13 protein-coding genes are annotated in these 18,318 nt (G+C 39.8%); 10 read left to right on the top strand and 3 right to left on the bottom strand.

The window, feature by feature from the left end; genetic code table 11:
- The first annotated feature begins 606 nt into the window (after positions 1-606).
- The 4 genes from AWM76_RS09455 (at position 607) to nadE (ending at position 6,643) form a co-directional block, all read left to right on the top strand.
- A complete protein-coding gene (locus tag AWM76_RS09455) occupies positions 607-2,151 on the top strand; it encodes a cell division site-positioning protein MapZ family protein (protein ID WP_004262842.1) in 1,545 nt (514 codons plus the stop codon).
- Positions 2,152-2,322: 171 nt separating this feature from the next.
- The gene (locus AWM76_RS09450) at positions 2,323-3,717 is read left to right on the top strand and encodes a sugar transferase (protein ID WP_172545071.1); all 1,395 of its coding nucleotides are present in this window, start codon (positions 2,323-2,325) and stop codon (positions 3,715-3,717) included.
- 567 nt (positions 3,718-4,284) lie between these two features.
- Positions 4,285-5,778 carry a nicotinate phosphoribosyltransferase gene (locus AWM76_RS09445; RefSeq protein ID WP_004262834.1) on the top strand — a complete coding sequence of 498 codons (1,494 nt, stop codon included), beginning with the start codon at positions 4,285-4,287 and terminating at the stop codon, positions 5,776-5,778.
- A 34-nt stretch (positions 5,779-5,812) separates the two neighbouring features.
- Positions 5,813-6,643 carry an ammonia-dependent NAD(+) synthetase gene (gene nadE / locus AWM76_RS09440; RefSeq protein WP_039935939.1) on the top strand — a complete coding sequence of 277 codons (831 nt, stop codon included), beginning with the start codon at positions 5,813-5,815 and terminating at the stop codon, positions 6,641-6,643.
- A gap of 403 nt (positions 6,644-7,046) precedes the next feature.
- Here the strand turns inward: nadE and AWM76_RS09435 are convergent, their stop codons facing one another.
- Positions 7,047-7,757: a DsbA family oxidoreductase gene (locus tag AWM76_RS09435; protein WP_004262827.1), complete on the bottom strand. Its 711-nt coding sequence runs from the start codon at positions 7,755-7,757 to the stop codon at positions 7,047-7,049.
- 151 nt (positions 7,758-7,908) lie between these two features.
- On the opposite strand from AWM76_RS09435, the gene AWM76_RS09430 reads away from it, so the two are divergent.
- Complete coding sequence (locus AWM76_RS09430; protein ID WP_004262822.1) at positions 7,909-8,640, top strand: NAD-dependent protein deacylase; 732 nt, start codon at positions 7,909-7,911, stop codon at positions 8,638-8,640.
- A gap of 822 nt (positions 8,641-9,462) precedes the next feature.
- On the opposite strand, the gene AWM76_RS09425 is transcribed toward AWM76_RS09430, so the two are convergent.
- Both AWM76_RS09425 and AWM76_RS09420 read right to left on the bottom strand, forming a co-directional pair.
- Complete coding sequence (locus AWM76_RS09425) at positions 9,463-10,791, bottom strand: FAD-binding oxidoreductase (RefSeq protein WP_004262818.1); 1,329 nt, start codon at positions 10,789-10,791, stop codon at positions 9,463-9,465.
- 106 nt (positions 10,792-10,897) lie between these two features.
- Complete coding sequence (locus AWM76_RS09420; protein ID WP_039935938.1) at positions 10,898-11,536, bottom strand: YigZ family protein; 639 nt, start codon at positions 11,534-11,536, stop codon at positions 10,898-10,900.
- A 227-nt stretch (positions 11,537-11,763) separates the two neighbouring features.
- On the opposite strand from AWM76_RS09420, the gene AWM76_RS09415 reads away from it, so the two are divergent.
- The 5 genes from AWM76_RS09415 (at position 11,764) to secA (ending at position 18,254) form a co-directional block, all read left to right on the top strand.
- A complete protein-coding gene (locus tag AWM76_RS09415) occupies positions 11,764-12,627 on the top strand; it encodes a DegV family protein (protein WP_004262809.1) in 864 nt (287 codons plus the stop codon).
- A 345-nt stretch (positions 12,628-12,972) separates the two neighbouring features.
- The gene (locus AWM76_RS09410) at positions 12,973-14,130 is read left to right on the top strand and encodes an ATP-dependent helicase ComFA (RefSeq protein WP_235585501.1); all 1,158 of its coding nucleotides are present in this window, start codon (positions 12,973-12,975) and stop codon (positions 14,128-14,130) included.
- Positions 14,123-14,890 carry a ComF family protein gene (locus AWM76_RS09405; RefSeq protein WP_004262807.1) on the top strand — a complete coding sequence of 256 codons (768 nt, stop codon included), beginning with the start codon at positions 14,123-14,125 and terminating at the stop codon, positions 14,888-14,890. The genes AWM76_RS09410 and AWM76_RS09405 overlap by 8 nt, the downstream gene beginning before the upstream one ends.
- A 122-nt stretch (positions 14,891-15,012) precedes the next feature.
- On the top strand, positions 15,013-15,597 hold the full coding sequence (hpf, locus tag AWM76_RS09400; RefSeq protein ID WP_004262806.1) for a ribosome hibernation-promoting factor, HPF/YfiA family: 585 nt from the start codon (positions 15,013-15,015) through the stop codon (positions 15,595-15,597).
- 275 nt (positions 15,598-15,872) lie between these two features.
- Positions 15,873-18,254: a preprotein translocase subunit SecA gene (gene secA / locus AWM76_RS09395; protein WP_004262805.1), complete on the top strand. Its 2,382-nt coding sequence runs from the start codon at positions 15,873-15,875 to the stop codon at positions 18,252-18,254.
- Positions 18,255-18,318: the final 64 nt, after the last annotated feature.

The following is an 18,318-nucleotide window of genomic DNA, read 5'->3' as shown; positions in this document are numbered from 1 at the left end:
GGCGACTTTAAATAAAGCTTCTAATCGGCAAAAGATTATACACGGTAAAATGTAGAGAAATTGTTAAACTTAATCTACTCATTTACGTAGACGCTTAACCCCTATGAAGTTGAGCGCGCTAGGGTAGACAAGTATCCCCTTTAGAATAGTTTGGATCACACTTTGTGTAATACGGCACTATTATGCTATTGTCTCCTGTCTAAACGCCCTGTCTCGCATCCTTTTTAGTTGGGTTCGTGTCTCCAGAAAGGACTGCGTTTCAGATTAGATTGTACCTGACTTCGTCAGTCACTGCTCAAATCTTCCAACGTTCCCTTTCTGAGCGTCGACACTCACACCCTGTTTAGTCGGGTTCGCTTTGGCAGTCCGGTCTCCACTTCAGGAATATTTGCAGCAAGTAAACTTGCTACGGCATATTCCCTCCAGTGCTACCTGCCTGAGCGCCAAAGCTCAACACCCTATGTTTACGCTGTTACAAATTGATTACACAAGTATGACTAATATAAAAATTATATGATAAAGTGCAACAGTTGGCGTTTTTTGTGCAATTGCATGATAGTCTTAAGGCTAAGAAACTGAGAAAAAGAGAAAAGGGAGGGAGAAAAAGTGCGCAAGCGTTTTTTTAAAGATAATCGACAAATTGCCTATGTTCTATCGGGTGTAGTGATATGCTTGACAGCCTTTTTCATCATTCGTGCGTTTATAAATACGAATCGCACGTCTGCAGAAGAAAAAACTGAAGCAGTGGCAACAGCAGTAAATGCACTTTATTTTGATAACTCCTATACCTTTCTAAAAGCAGACATTCAACAAGACGAGATTACTGAATTAACTAAAGAAGTAGATAGTTTAAGAGACAGTGCTGATAAAGATATCATCGTTGACCGAATTCATTCTGTACAGCAACGGTTTGATTTACAAAGCCAGTTAAATGATTTATTTGATAAAGATAAACTTGGTAATAACGAATTAGTCATCAATGGGGCGACGATTATAGAATACGTTCTTGTAGATGATGAGGTAACCGTTGATAAACTGGATTTACTTCGTGATAACTATGCTAGTCAACTAAACCTTGAAGATGATGGGTTCTATAGCACAGCCGTAACGTTGATTGACGAAGCCGAATATCAAGTTGATATAATTGAAGAATATAAAAGTGATTTACTAGCAATTGAAAAAGATAGTGCGCTTACTTACATTAGTTTGGTGGACAAACTTACAAAGATCATTGAACGGGTCAATGAAATTGAAAATCCTTATCTACAAGATAAATTGTTAGAGATGATTGCTACAAGTGATGAGGAAGCGACACAAAATATCTTTAACCGCTTGATAGAAGAAGCTGAAGCAACCAACAAATCAGATGAAGCATTAGCTCAAATTCGTAAGGAAGGGCAAGCTGCCATTAAAGACTCAAAAAGTCGCATTGCTGATTTAGAAGCTAAACGAGAAGAAATTTTGGCTTCAAATGGCGCATCAGCTACCATAACACTGCGTCAAATTGCAGATCGGCCATCATTTGGTGTGAATACTAATGTAGCTTCTGGTGTATTAGCATCCAAACAATTTGAACAAAGTACTTCACGGTCATCAAGTCGGGGCAATGCATCAAGTTCATCAAGTCGTGGTAGTGTATCTAGCTCATCGAGGGTCGTTGCATCAAGTTCAGATACTAACTCTTCTATCTCATCAAGTGATGTTGAATCAACTCCTTCTAGTGATTCGTCAACTCATGACAGTTCAAGTGAAGAAATCTCTTCTTCAGCAAGTTCATCACCGAGTCATGTATCAAGTGCATCTAGTTCAAGTTCTAGTGTTGCAAGCTCAAGTGATTCAAATAGTAGTTCAACTAGTAGCTCAAGTGATAGTGCATCAACATCTACTTCAAGCGATTCGACATCATCGAGTGAATCTGAATCATCACGTGAAGATTCAGAAATTGAAGACGGTACTGCAAGTGACTCAAGTCAGATGGATGAATCATCATCTTCCTCAAGCAATGGTTCAGTTATAGAGGATAGCGCGACATCATCTAGCTCACAAGAGCAATCAGCGGTTGAATCAACAACAACAGAACGACCTCAGTCATCTGTTGCAAGTGATTCAGTAATTGAATCAAGTCAAATTCCATACGGATCACCAGAGTAATCAAAATGGTTTCAAGCAGTTAGGGTAAAAACTAGCTGCTTTTTCAGTTTTTCTAGGGGAATTTAAAGGTTTTTTAACTAGAATAGGCTTATAATCCAGTCGGGTTATGGTAGAATATTAGGGATTATAGGTGCTTACTTATAGTATATATATAATGAAATGGGTGAAAAAATGCAAAAAAACGGAGAATGGACGAACTGGTACCGCGTGGTTATCGTGGCAACAGAAGCGTTAATCTTGTTCCTTTCTTATCTTGTTTCATTCTTTTTGCGGTATGGTCGATATGTACCTTTGAAAAACTATGAAGCTTTCCAAGGGGCAATTGGTTGGATATTAATTATCTTTGTATTTATCAATATTTTATTTGGGGTTTATATCCTATATGATAAAACCAAAGGCGACCTCTTCTTCATCACCATCATCAGTCAAGGAATCTTAGCAGTTGTTGCTATGGTTTTAAGTTTTGCTGGTAGATGGTTAGCCTTTCCGCGTTCAGTCGTCTTGATCGACTTTGTGGTAAGTGTTGTGATGCTCTACACTTTTAGAGCCTTAGTCTTCGATATTTACCGACGCTATGCGTCTACGAAACGGGTAATGATCGTTGGATCTGAAGAAGCTGTTTTTCCGGCAATATATAATTTCAAGAATTCGAAAAGTACTCGTCATATCGTAACGCACGTGGTGTTAGAAGATTACTACCGCAATGTGAAGAGTCGTTTAGATGAGTATGATATTGTATATCTTGCATCGCAAATTGATGAAAGCGAAAAATTGAAAATTTATGACTTGTTGATGCGGGCCAATAAAAAACTGTTCTTAAATTCTAAATTTGAAAACCTGGTCATGGTAAATCCAAATATTATGAATTTTGAAGATGAATCTATTATTGAAACCTCAGACTTTGCGATTCCAGCGGACCAAGCCTTAATCAAACGTGGTTTAGATATCATGATAGCCTTAGTTGGTTTAATCTTAACGTCACCAATCATGTTGATTACAGCGATTATTATTAAATTAACCTCCAAAGGGCCAGTCTTCTACCGCCAAGTACGTATTACTAAAGGTGGCGAAGAGTTTGATATCTTGAAATTCCGTTCGATGACAACGGACGCTGAAGTGAAATCTGGCCCAATGATTGCAACGAAAAATGACGTACGTGTCACAACAGTTGGTAAATATATCCGTGCCTTGCGTATCGATGAATTACCACAGTTGTTGAATGTGCTAAGCGGAGATATGTCCATGATTGGACCACGTCCAGAGCGACCATTCTTCGTGAACCAATTCCAAGAAGAAAACCCGCACTACTACTTACGTCACAACGTACAAGCAGGAATAACGGGTTACGCACAAGTCTACGGTAAATATGCCACTGACTTTAACTCTAAATTGAACTTTGACTTGATCTACATCAAGCAATACTCAATGTTCTTGGACTTCAAGATCTTATTGCAAACTATTAAAATTCTCTTCGACAAAGTATCCTCATCAGGAATTGACGAAGACGAAAAACCAACAGTCACAAGAGAAGAAGCAGAAGAAATGAACATCGACGTCATAGGATAGGATGTGAGACAGGGCGTTTAGACAGGAGACGATGGAAGATTAGTGCCGTGACACACAAGGTGTGTCGCCAACTAATCTGAAGCGGACACCTGTCTGCCCTGGCGAGCTCAACTACATGGTGTGAGAGTCGACGTCAAGAAAGGAACGTTGGAAGATTAAGGCAGTAGATAGCGAAGTCAGCTACAACTTAATCTGAAACGCAGTTCTTTCTGGAGACTCGAACCCGACTAAACAGGGTGTGAGCTTTGGCGATCAGGCAGGTAACACTGGAAGGAATATGCCGTAGCAAGTTTACTTTCAGCAAATATTCCTGAAGTGGAGACCGGACTGCCAAAGCGAACCCAACTAAATAGGATGTGAGACCGCTGATGTCTAAACAGATGAGTTGTTTGTTCAAATTTTTATAAATGAAAAGTCATTTAAGCGTTAGCGACAGTCATGTGTACTGGTAGCTAACGCTTTTTTGCTTACTAAAACAAGGATATAAGCGTCTAGAGGTGACAACTAGCTGAGGAATAGTGGTATAATAAGGAAAGTCAAATCGCAATTCTTGGAGGGAATAAGAATATGAAGACAACGACCAACGATAGCCTGGCGCTTCACACAGATTTATATGAAATCAATATGATGAAGACTTATTGGGACGCTGGAAAAGCTGACCAACAAGCGGTTTTTGAAGTGTACTTCCGTAAAAATCCGTTTGAAAGTGGCTACGCCATTTTCGCAGGCCTAGAACGTGTCATTCAATATATACAAAACTTAAAATTTACCGACGACGATATCGCCTACTTACGGGAAACACAAGACTATCCCGAAGATTTCTTAGACTATTTGAAAAACTACCACTTCGATGCAACAATTCGTTCAATGGAAGAAGGGGAAATTGCCTTTTCGAACGAACCATTGATGCAAATTAAGGGGTCACTAGCTGACTGTACTTTGATCGAAACGGCTGTTTTAAATATCATCAACTATCAAACCCTAATTGCAACCAAAGCTTCACGCGTTCGTAACGTAGCTGGCGACGACGCACTAGCTGAATTCGGTGCCCGTCGTGCCCAAGAAATGGATGCAGCAATTTGGGGTTCGCGCGCTGCTTACATCGGTGGATTTGATTCAACCTCAAACGTACGCGCAGGTAAATTATTCAACATTCCAATTTCAGGAACCCATGCGCATGCTATGGTACAAGCTTACCAAAGTGACTATGAGGCCTTTAAAGCTTATGCAAATGCCCATGAAAAATGTACATTCTTAGTAGATACTTATGATACCCTTCGTTCAGGAGTGCCAAATGCGATTAAAGTGGCCAATGAGATGGAAGATAAATCTCGTTTTGTCGGCGTTCGTATCGACTCTGGCGATATTTCTTACTTATCATCAAGTATCCGTAAGATGTTGGATGAAGCGGGCTATCCTGATGCAATCATTTCTGCCTCAAACGATTTAGATGAAAAAACGATCTTAAACTTGAAAATGCAAGGCGCTAAAATTGACGCTTGGGGTGTAGGTACTCAGCTGATTACTGCCTTTGACCAACCAGCCTTAGGAGCCGTTTACAAACTATGTGCCATTGAAGATGAGCATGGCGATATGGTCCCAACCATGAAAATTTCGTCGTCTCCAGATAAAATCACCACACCAGGTGAGAAACAAATTTGGCGTATTACCCGCAAGAAAGATGGTAAATCTGAAGGGGACTATATTACAACCATGAATGAAGATCCTAATGACGCTGAGTCTATCTTCATGTTCCATCCAATTTATACTTATATCAATAAAACAGTTCGTCGTTTCAACGCTCGTCCATTATTAAAAACCATCATCGACAAGGGTGAATTGGTTTACGATCTGCCAACGCTTGAAACCGTTCGTGATTTTTCACGCGAGCACTTGGATGCCTTATGGTCAGAATACCGCCGTATGTTGAATCCAGAGCCATATCCAGTGGACTTATCGCAAGAACTGTATGATTTAAAGATGAATTCAATCGCTGAAATTCGTGAACGTATCAATGAAGAGTTTAAAGAATCCGATTTAAACGGTGACAACGAAGACTAAGTTGATGAATAAAGCAATAAAAGGGGAGAATACCATGCGTTCATTACAAGAAGAAATCATCAATGCCCTTAAAGTCGCACCGAGCATTGACCCGGAAACAGAAATCAGACGTACCATCGATTTCATCAAGGCATACTTTCACAAGTATCCATTTCTAAAAAGCTTAGTATTAGGCATTTCTGGTGGGCAAGATTCAACCCTAGCCGGTAAACTATGTCAAATGGCCATAACTGAAATGCGCGAAGAAACTGGCGACGATAAGTATCAATTCATCGCAGTCCGTCTTCCTTACGGCAACCAAGCCGATGAAGCTGATGCTATGGACGCTATAGATTTCATGGCTGCGGACCAAACTGTACGCGTCAACATCAAGCCAGCTGTTGATGTCACCGTTGAAGAATTGGAAAAGGGTGGCCTTACCATTTCTGACTTCAATAAAGGAAATATCAAAGCACGCCAACGAATGTTGGTACAATATGCGATCGCAGGTGAAAATGCAGGTGTCGTGGTAGGGACAGACCATGCCGCTGAATCAGTGACAGGCTTCTATACCAAGTTCGGTGATGGCGCAGCAGATATCCTGCCTATCTGGCGGTTAAATAAAAGTCAAGGACGCGCTATCCTTGAATATTTAGATGCCCCAGAGCATTTATACGTTAAGGTGCCAACAGCTGACTTAGAAGAAAACCGTCCCGGCTTAGCCGATGAAGTAGCCCTAGGTGTCACCTACCAAGACATCGATGCTTACTTAGAAGGCAAAGAAGTAGCCCAAGAAGCAGCTGAAAAAATCGAAAACTGGTACCTAAAAACCCAACACAAACGTGAATTACCAATCACAGTGTATGACGAATGGTGGAAGAAATAGGGTGTGAGTGAGACCGTTAAGCTCAATAACGATGGAAGACTATAGCCGTATCACACGAGTGTGATGCAATATAGTCTGAAGCGGACTTGAGCTGGTCGACTGAACCCGACTAAATAGGATGCGAAGTACGAGCTCAACTTCATAGGCTGTAATAGCCGAGTCAAAAGCTTAAAAAGCTTTAACTTATATAGAAAATAGCCTCTGTGATGTTACTTTTCACAAAGGCTATTTTCTATTATTTTTCAACGGGTGAATTTGTTAGATTCATTTTGTACTTTTTCAAGAATTATCACTGTTATGGGGAACTATTTAAAAACTACTTATCTAGGACTTAGCGTTTTTTACTAAAACATGTCCCAAGTATATTCCGCTAATCTCATCATATACCTCATTGAAAGAAAGATTAGTCACAAATCCATTGACCAGCTACGAAATTACAAGCCATTCCCAAGCCACCTAAGGTTTGCAGTTTTGGTGTTAATGGTTGACCTTCTTCTTCAGCAATTTGTTTTAGCTGGTTTTCAATGTCTTCAGTTGCTTGTGCACCTGAAATCAAATATTTTTGGTTGACCACTAAAGCTGGCGCTCCTTGAATGCCATAAGCTTGACTGACTGCTAAATCTTGTAAAACCGCTTCTTCTGTTTCAGCTTTTTTATATTGTGCTACCCATTGGTCAAGATCGATATGAGTAGTCGCTATAGCAGCTTTTAAAATTTCAAATTCTTCAATATTCTTATTTTCAACGAATAGTGCATTTTGGATAGCATCAAAAGCATCCCAATAACCATCTTGCCCGCCTATAATACCAGCGGCTTTTGCTGCTTTTAAACCATTTTTTGAAGTTGGAAAGTTGAAGTCAGTTTCAAGCATTCCCTTTATATTAAAGCGGTGGTCATCATCATTTTGATTAGCTTGTTCCCAGTGCGTTAACACTTCAGGTTTAACAGCTTCACGTGAGCCAAACATTTGGATAAAGTGATCTGGTTCCCAACCTAAAGCGAAAGATCGGTGGACCACGTCGATGTTATTATATTTACTAGTGATGTTCCGCATGCGATTAGACATGGGGAAACAAAATGAGCAAATCACATCGTGGAAAAATTCAATTCGCATAATGTACTCCTTTTTATAATGTCAGTCATTATATTAGATAAAACCAAATTTATAAGCAATTAGATTGCTCAAGGCTTTAATGGTTTGATATTTCGCATGAAAAATTTGGTCATGTTAGAATAGGTAAAGAATTATATAAAGGAGAACTAACATGGACGATAAAATCCAACAATTTAAACAACAAATTCAGGATAGCCAACGTATTGTCTTTTTTACAGGAGCGGGAATGTCTACAGCCTCTGGTATTCCTGATTTCCGGTCAGCGAATGGCCTTTTCATGGAAAACTTAGGGGGGACCTATAGCCCAGAAGAAGTCGTTTCTCATCATTTCTTTACCCAATACCCAAAGGAATACTTTGCCTATCACTTTGATAAATTAGTTTATCCAGAAGCTACGCCTAATATAGGGCACGAATTTATCGCTAGCTTGGAAGGGTCTGGAAAAGATGTTTCTGTGGTTACGCAAAATATCGATGGTCTGCACCAAAAAGCTGGTTCATCAGCGGTTTACGAATTACACGGCAGCACCCTAGATAACTACTGTGTTTCATGTGGCCATCATTATAAATTAGAAGAACTTCAATTAGACCAGGATGGTATTCCGCGCTGTTCAATTGACCAAGGCATTGTTAGACCTAATATTGTGTTGTATCAAGAACAATTAGACCAAGACGTAGTGAACGGGGCAGTGGATAAGATTCGCCAAGCAGATTTATTAGTTATCTTGGGAACAAGTCTAGTCGTTTATCCAGCAGCTGGATTCTTAAACTACTTCCGAGGACAATATCTAACCGTAGTAAACAAATCACCACTTCAAATTCCCTATCACGATGCCTTAGTATTTGAAGACACTATTGAAAACGTCTTTAGCCAATTGAGTTAAATCAGTATGTTAAAGAAAAGAGGCTGGGACAAAACTACTTTTGCGAAAAAAGTAGTCCCACTTTCGTTTATTTTTATAAAGATATAGAAAAATACACTCCCACTACTGAACAAAAAAGTTCATAATTTTGGGAGTGTATTTTTTTGAGAGACCTTTTGTCCCAGCCTCTTTCTATTTGAAATACAAATAAACTTAAAATGAAATAGATTATTGATTAGATTTACATAGCGATTATACTTTAAAAATACAAGCCCGAGGCTGGAACTACCTAGCACGCCTTAGCAGTGAAGCAAGGATTTCTGACCCACATCAGACTGTTAGGGGGGACCCCTTACAGAATGAGTCGTCAGAAAAGCCCTTAGAAAATTTTTCTAAGGGCGGTCCCACTGCTTTTAAGGCAGTGATAGGTATGTGGAAGCCGAAAGGCTACCCATAAACATTAAGTTTGCGCTGTCTCACATCCTGTGAAGTTGAGCTCGCACCTCCAGAAAGAACTGCGTTTCAGCTTAGTTTGCAGCTGACTGCGTCATCTACTGCACTAATCTTCCAACGTTTTCTTTCTGAGCGTCGGTGCTCGCATCCTGTAGTTGGGTTCGCTCGACCAACTCAAGTCCGCTTCAGACTATATTGCATCACACTGCGTGTGATACGGCTATAGTCTTCCATCGTTATTGAGTTGAGCGGTCTCGCTCTCACCCTTGTGAAGTTGAGTTCGTCAGGGCAGATAGGTGTCCACTTCAGAATAGTTTGCGTCACACTCTGTGTGCCACGGCACTATTTCTTCCATTGACTCCTATCTAGACGCCCTATCTCACATCCTGTTTAGTCAAACATTTTTCCTGGGTTCAAGATGTTATTTGGATCCATGGCTTGTTTGATGGATTTCAATACTGCCATATATGCTTCATCTTTGAAATAAGGTAGATAGGCTTTTTTCTCTAAACCAACACCGTGTTCTGCAGATAATAAACCACCTTGTTCAGCAACATATGGGAATAAATCATTTTCGTAGTCGTGTTTAATTTGTTCCCAAGTTTCATCATCTTGATCACCCCGTAAGATACAAATATGAATATTACCGTCTCCTGCGTGACCGAAGAAACCTGTTTGGACATTATATTTATCTCCTAAACGTTTACCTTCCTTCACTAAGTCTGTAAATAAGTGGTTAGGAACAACTGGGTCATACATTTTCCAGTCACCTTTAGAAACGATACCGTTCAAGACATTATCACGGATGGCCCACATTTCGCGTGCTTCATCATCAGAAAGTTCGCGGGCTTCAATTGCACCAGCCTTTTTCCCGAGGGTTTGAATGGCTTCAAGTTGGAAGGCTAAACCGTCTGCCGCATTGTCTGCTACGGTTGCCAATAAGAAAGCTTCGCCGTGAACTTCAGGCATTTTCTTGTTGATAAATTGTTCAGAATAGTGGATACCTGATTCTTCTAAAAGTTCTAAAGCAATTGGTTGAACAGGTGACTTCACAACTTCAAAAATAGCATCTGACACACCATCTAAAGAATTAAAACCGAGAATAACAGATTTCTCAAAAGCTGGACGTGGTGTTAATTTCAATTGCAACTCTGTGATTACCCCGAGTGTACCTTCAGCACCGATAAATAGGTCTTTCAAATCATAAGCTGTTGCATCTTTTTTATTTAAAGAGCCAACGTGAATCAATTCTCCATTAGCTAATACCACATCATAACCACGGATATTGTCACGGGTCACACCGTATTTAATCGCTCGCATCCCACCAGCATTTGTAGATGCATTTCCGCCGACTGAAGCATTTTTATTACCAGGGTCAGGGGCATAGAAATAAGGCGTATTCTCTAGATAATCACGGATTTGAAATAAGGTTACACCTGCTTGAACTGTTAAAGTCAGCGTTTGTTCATCTAATGAAATAATGTTATTCATTTTCTCCAAGCTTAGTAACCAAGCATTATTGATAGGATAAGTTGCGCTCGTTAATCCAGTTTGACGACCGATAGTAATCGTGGGTTGCTTTCTTGCGTTGGCATCCTTAATAAATGCGACCACTTCTTCAGTTGAAGTGGGGAAAGCAATTAAAGATGCAGATCCTGGAGCTTTTTCAACCATATATGTCTTCAAATACTTATCTGCAATTTGTTTTTCAATTTCCATAATAGTGCCTCCATTTGTAAGGGTTTACAATTATATTGTCCTCCAGTCATCTTAAAAATGCAAGGCAAAATTATACTAGTGGGTTTGCTTATAGTTGATAATTAAATTAGTAACTAATTGGGATGTCTACATAGATTTGTTGCCCAATAGCAAATTCAGCTTGGTCACTTGTTAGATTAACGATGTCGGCTTGAACTTGATCTACTAAATCAGACGGGACACCTAAATGATAAGTTACGTCAGCTAGATAAGTTGTATCTAATAAGCTGTAGGGTGATTCAGCAATCCAATGTTCTAATTGACCAGTTATTGGGTAAGCAACTTTGATGTCTAATTGGGTTTGCAGCTGACGTTCTACTTGACCAATGGCATCTAATCCTTCAGACACTGCGGATGAGTAAGCACGAACGAGCCCACCAGCACCTAGTTTAGTACCACCGAAATAGCGGTTAACAATTACGATAATATTTTGTAAATTCCGCTGTTTTAAAACTTCTAGCATAGGGACGCCCGCTGTTCCAGAGGGTTCGCCATCATCTAGCGCTCGTTGAATCTCATTTTTTTCGCCAATTTGAAAGGCTACACAATTGTGAGTGGCTTTGTAGTGTTCTTTACGAATTTTTTGGATAAAAGCGTTGGCTTCATCTTCATTGAAGACTCGTTGTGCATGGCAAATAAATCTGGACCCTTTCACTTCAATTTCGTGGCTACCGCCGCCTGCAACTACAGTCCGGTATTCAATCATTTGACTTGCCTCCTTGTTAATCATTTCTTTCCTTTGAGAGTAGCATATTTTATTATTTTTAGCTATTTGCCTGTCTTTTGTGTATATTTCACAAAGTTGAAGCGCTTTACTAGATAAACTTGTCGAATTTTATCCAGATGTTTGATAAAATGGCACTGAAGTTATTGTCAGTTGATTATTTTTCAAGTGGCAATCTGTAAAGTACAGGGATTAGAGGAGAAAATTATATGTCACTTGCCATTGTAACGGATAGTACTGCCTATCTTTCAGACGAATTTGTTAGTCGTCACGATATTACAGTTCTACCATTAACAATCACATTTTCAGACGGATCCTACCGTGACAATATCGACATCACGGTTGATGAATTTTATGCCAAAATGGCGGCCTTAGATGAGATCCCAACAAGTTCGCAACCTGCGCCAGGCCTTGTCACAGAAGTCTTCGAGCGGTTAGCTGACAGTCATGATGAGGTTTTGGTTGTTACCTTATCTAAAGGTATTTCTGGTGCCTTCCAAACCTTTAGTATGATTGCAAACGAAGTTGCTGAAGAAAAAAATGTTCGGATTGCGGTTTATAATTCCGATATTTCTTTGATTGGACAAGGTTTATTCGTTCAAGAAGCCGTTAAGTTGCGTGAACAAGGTCTAAGCTTAGAAGAAATCTTACCAAAATTAGATGCCTTAAAATTAACTTCAGATGCTTATTTTTCAGTAGAAAATTTGGGACACTTAGCTAAAGGTGGCCGTATCTCTTCTAGTGCAGCTGGAATTGGTAACCTATTACAAGTAAAACCAATCTTGCATTTTGAACAGGGAAAAATTGAGGTTTTTGAAAAAGTTCGTACCCATAAAAAGACTGTGAAACGGATGCTTGATTTATTTGAACAAGCTTATCAAGCAGAGCCACGATTAAGGGTCGCCATTGTCGGGGAAGATGACACCCCGCAAGTTCAAAGTTTGGTGGCTTATATGACTGAAAACCACCCAGACTTAGATATGCAACGAACGCCAGTAGGCCCCGTTATTGGGACACATCTTGGCCCAGCTGCCTACGCTTTAGCTTGGTGGCAAAATACTGATATCAAGTAGGTTCAAAACTTAAATTTAATTGAAATTGCACTTATTTATGTACTTTTTGAGATTAGGAAATTTCCTGGTCTCTTTTTTTTGGCATAATCCCTAAAATTTGACGTATAAACTGGATGAGGGGTGAGAATCATGGAAGAAATAATCAATTTATTAAGCGGTCGACTCGTTACAGCCAAGGAAATTGACCAGACCGATGAGTCCATGGCCTCACTAGAAATTCCCGGACTACAGATTTTTCCTGCCATAGAGAAAAGCGGTTCACGGTTAACTTGTCTTCGTTGTGGTAACCGTACAAACTTTCATCAAAATATCTGTCAATGTGACTTAATAGAATGTCTTTACTGTTTGCATTGTCTTAACTTTGGTAAGTTGCGAACCTGCGACAAGCTCTATCACCTAGAAGAAACAGCAACAGCACATTACTGGAAAAGAAACCAATCTTATCTGGCGTGGAATGGGACCTTATCTGAACAACAGGCTCAAGCTTCTGAAGAGATTTGTCAAAGCTACCAAACTGGTGGTCAACGTTTAGTTTGGGCAGTTACTGGTGCGGGTAAAACCGAAATGGTCTTTGAAGCGGTTAATCAAGCGCTGATGGCTGGAGGAAAAGTTGCACTAGCAACACCACGGATTGATGTTGCTAATGAATTGGCACCTAGGTTTAAAGCAGCTTTTCCTGAAGTAACTATTCAATTACTTCACGGCCAATCTGAAGAATCATATAGTGGTGCGGCTTTTACAATTGGGTCTACCCACCAGTTAATTCGGTTTAAAGCAGCTTTTGATTTGCTGATTATTGATGAAATTGACGCTTTCCCTTATGACGGTGACCCAATGTTATATTTTGCTTCTGTTCGTGCTGTAAAAGAGACTGGTGCACAGGTTTTACTGACAGCAACACCTAGTCCCAGCCATGAAAAACAAATTAAAGAGGGGAGAATGCCCGTGTCTATTCTCCCGGCACGTTACCATCGACACCGCCTACCAGTTCCGGTCCACCGATGGGTAGGGGATTGGCAAAGCCTCATTCAGGCAGGTAAGGTGCCAATTGTCTTTAAACGCTTATTAAACCAACTATTAAAAAAGGGACGACGAGTCTTAGTTTTTATGCCGCATATCGACCGGATGTTGACCTTTGTTAAATTGTGTCAACAAGCGTTTGCTGACTACCGATTTGAATCTGTCTCTTCTAAAGACCCTGATCGAATTAGTAAAGTGCAAAATATGCGAGATGGACACTATGATTTTCTGTTCTCAACAACCATTTTAGAACGTGGGGTCACTTTCGCGAATATTGATGTCATTGTATTGGGGAGCGAAGACCAAACTTTTACCACAGCGGCGCTTGTGCAAATATCTGGGCGAGTAGGTAGAAAACCTAAATGGCCTTCTGGAGATGTGTACTTTCTCCATTACGGGAAAACGAAAGCATCAAACGCCGCAATTCGGCAAATTAAAACGATGAATGAGCAAGCAAGAAAACGAGGTTTAATTGATGACTAATCTTTTTAAGACTTTGATGAATGATGAAAGCACAACTACTGATACAGCGTCAGCTTGTTTAATATGTCAAAATATCTTAGATATTCACTTAACCTTATCGGATATCTTGTCTTTAGGTCGGATTCAACCAGCTCTTTTTTGCCAAGAATGTTTAAGCGGATTAGAAACTATTCCTATTAAAAATACCTGTAAACAATGCGGGCGGCCCGTTGTGGAAGGAATGGTAGTTGAAGTGAATGCAGAAGGATTTTGCAGTGATTGTCAAAGTTGGCATAGGTACCACAATTGGCATTTTAAGAATCAAGCATTCTACCAATATAATAGAATATTTAAAGATTGGTTAGTCGTTTTAAAAGGGCAGGGAGATATACGGGGCCGTTTTCTTTTTGCTCATGAAATAAGATCTGCTTATCGAAAAGATCAGAATGCGATTTGGGTCCCTATGCCTTCCTCTAGTGAGAAAGTAGCGAATAGAGGTTTCAATCAAACAGCCTTATTATTAGAAGCTGCACGTATTCCTTATAAGGATTTACTGATAAGTGAGGGGAATAAGGGGAAGCAAGCTTATAAAAATCGACAGAATCGGTTACGAGACCTTAATAAAATTAGGATTAATCCAGCAATAAGTCCATTAGACCAACGTCGACCTATTGTTTTATTTGATGATGTCTATACTACGGGCACCACAATGTTCTCAGCCTATAAAGCACTTGAATTAGCTGGCTTCAGTCAAATAAGCGGATTAACCCTTGCAAGATAATATGCATTTTTGAGAGTAGATTATTTGTATTGGTAAGCGGTTTCCATTATAATAAAAGTACTAATAAAGAAGCTATAGGAGCTTCACCAGTAATTTATTACTGGTAGAAAGGATGAAAGATTATGTTTACATACAACGTCCGCGGTGAGAATATTGAAATCACTCCAGCAATCAGAGAGTACGCTGAAAAGAAAATCTCTAAGATTGAACGGTATTTCACTGATTCACCAGATGCTACTGCATATGTAAATGCGAAAGTTTATCCGAATAAGGATGCTAAGGCAGAGGTTACAATTCCTTTAACAGGTGGTTTGACTTTACGTGCTGAAGAAACATCTCAAGACTTGTACGGTTCTATTGACCTTGTGGTTGATAAGTTGGAACGGCAAGTACGTAAATACAAAACAAAAATGAATCGTAAACCTCGTGTTAGTGCTGGTTTACCAGGTGCTGTGGAAACACAAGTACAAGCTGACCGCGTTGAGCAAGAGGCTGAAGAAGGACATGACCCAATTAAGATTGTGCGTCGTAAAACCTTATCTGTGAAGCCGATGACTGCAGAAGAAGCAGTATTGCAAATGGAAATGCTAGGTCACAACTTCTTCATCTTTGAAGATGCTGAAACTGGTAAAGGTGCCTTGGTATACGCTCGTCGTAAAGGTTCATATGGTTTAATTGCCATCGAAGATGAATTAGAAGACGCATAACCAAGAAAACATTCGATAAAATGACAAGCTCCGGTGATTGCCGGAGCTTTTTTTTATGGGTTTAGTCATTTTTCCAGGAAAAAGATTGTAAAAATCTCATAATTTCTGCTTAGGCTAGCCGTTTCTTGTTTTAATGACAAAATTTTAATGCTATCATGTATAGGACGATAAATATATTGGGGATAGTGGGTACCAAGGCCTACAGCATATTATCTAGTAGAATGATGTGCCCTAGCCCAAGATTTATATAATTTTCTGAACCAAAGGAGAAAATAATGGCAAATGTTTTAAAAAAGGTTTTTGATAACCAAAGAAAAGATTTGAAAAAATTTGATAAAACTGCAAAACAAGTTGAAGCATTAGAGGATCGTTTTGCAAATTACACAGATGACCAATTAAAAGATATGACTAAGTCATTCCAAGAACGTCTACAATTAGGTGAAGACTTGGAAGATATTTTAGTGGAAGCTTTTGCTACAGTAAGAGAAGGTGCACGCCGTGTCCTTGGATTATTCCCATACCACGTACAAATTATGGGTGGTTTGGCTTTACACTACGGAAACATAGCAGAGATGAAAACTGGTGAAGGTAAAACTTTAACAGCAACGATGCCAGTATACCTAAACGCCTTAACTGGTAAAGGGGTACATGTAGTGACAGTCAATGACTACTTGGCAAGCCGTGACTCAGCGCAAATGGGTGAGTTATATACTTTCTTAGGCTTAACAGTGGGCTTGAATAAAGCTGGTATGAACAACGACGAAAAGCGTGAAGCATATGCAGCGGATATTACTTATTCAACAAATAATGAGCTTGGATTTGACTACTTGCGTGACAACATGGTCGTATACAAACGCCAGATGGTGCAGCGTCCTTTATACTTTGCGGTTGTCGATGAAGTAGATTCAATCTTAATCGATGAGGCGCGTACGCCACTTATCATTTCAAACCAGGCTGAGCAATCAACTGCCTTGTACCAACGGGCAGATTATTTTGCCAAGAGCTTAAAAGAAGAAGACGATTATGTGATTGATGTGTCGTCTAAAACGATTGCCCTTACTGAAGCGGGGATTGAAAAAGCAGAAGATGTATTCCATGTGAAGAACTTATATGATATCGAAAATGGTCGTTTAATCCACCATATCGATATAGCTTTACGTGCCAACTACATCATGGCTTTAAATATTGACTATGTAGTGGTTGATGGCCAAGTGAAGATCGTTGATGGCTTTACTGGTCGTATCATGGAAGGTCGTCGTTTCTCAGATGGTTTACACCAAGGGATTGAAGCAAAAGAAAATGTGGACATTCAAAATGAATCGAAAACAATGGCGACAATTACCTTCCAAAACTATTTCAGAATGTATGAAAAATTATCTGGTATGACAGGTACAGCTAAAACTGAAGAAGAAGAATTCCGTGAAATTTATAATATGAACGTCATTCAAATTCCAACCAATAAACCTGTTATCCGTGAAGATAAATCAGATATCTTATACCCTAATTTAAAATCTAAATTTAACGCGGTTGTAAAGGATATCGCTGCCCGTCACCAAGCTGGACAACCAGTTTTAGTAGGTACTGTAGCGGTTGAAACTTCTGAAATGTTATCAGATGCTTTAACGCAATTAGGTATTCGCCATAACGTATTGAACGCTAAAAACCATGAACGTGAAGCGCAAATTGTTGCTGATGCAGGTCAAAAGGGCGCCGTGACGATTGCGACGAACATGGCGGGGCGTGGTACAGATATTAAATTGAGCCCCGAAGTAAAAGAACTTGGTGGCTTAGCTGTAATTGGTACTGAACGTCACGAATCACGCCGTATTGATAACCAGTTACGTGGGCGTGCTGGACGTCAAGGAGACCCAGGTTACTCACGTTTCTACTTATCACTTGAAGATGACGTGATGCGTCGTTTCGGTTCAGAACGTATCCAACAATTATGGGAAAGATTAAACGTAGACCAAGATGATCCAGACATGGTGATTGAGTCTCGTATGATTACTAAACAAGTTGAAGCCGCGCAAATTCGTGTTGAAGGGAATAACTACGATACCCGTAAAAACGTCCTAGAATACGATGAGGTGATGCGTCAACAACGTGATGTCATCTACGCACAACGTTTCCAAGTGATTTCAGCTGAAGAGTCATTGGATGACGTGATGTGGCCAATGATTGAGCGGACTATTAAACGCCAAGTGGAATTATACACTGCTGGTGACCGTTCTGAGTGGAATTTAGAAGCGCTGGCTGATTTTGCCGAAACAGCCTTATACCGCAATACGCAAGTAGACATTGATAACTTAGAGGGTAAAAGCCAAAAAGAAATTATTGCCTTTATTACTGATAAAGCGGCTGACCGTTTCAACCAAAAAATTGATTCAATCAATAACAAAGATATGGCCCTAGAATTTGAAAAAGTGGTTATCCTGCGTGCAGTTGACTCTCGTTGGACTGACCATATTGACGCTATGGACCAATTACGTCAAGGGGTTGGACTACGTGCTTACGCGCAAAATAACCCATTGGTAGAATACCAATCTGAAGGATTTGACCGTTTCAACGAAATGATTGCCGGTATTGAATATGATGCAACACGCATGTTCATGCAATCTGAAATTCGTCAAAACTTAGAACGTAAACAAGCTAAATAAGAGCATATTATGAACATCGGGACGAACAAGGCATTGACCGAGTAACATCATCATGCATGTTGGT

Source organism: Aerococcus viridans (assembly GCF_001543285.1).
GTDB classification, from domain to species: domain Bacteria; phylum Bacillota; class Bacilli; order Lactobacillales; family Aerococcaceae; genus Aerococcus; species Aerococcus viridans.
The sequence above is the reverse complement of the archived record's forward strand: the minus strand, read 5'-3'. Positions and strand labels throughout refer to the sequence as shown.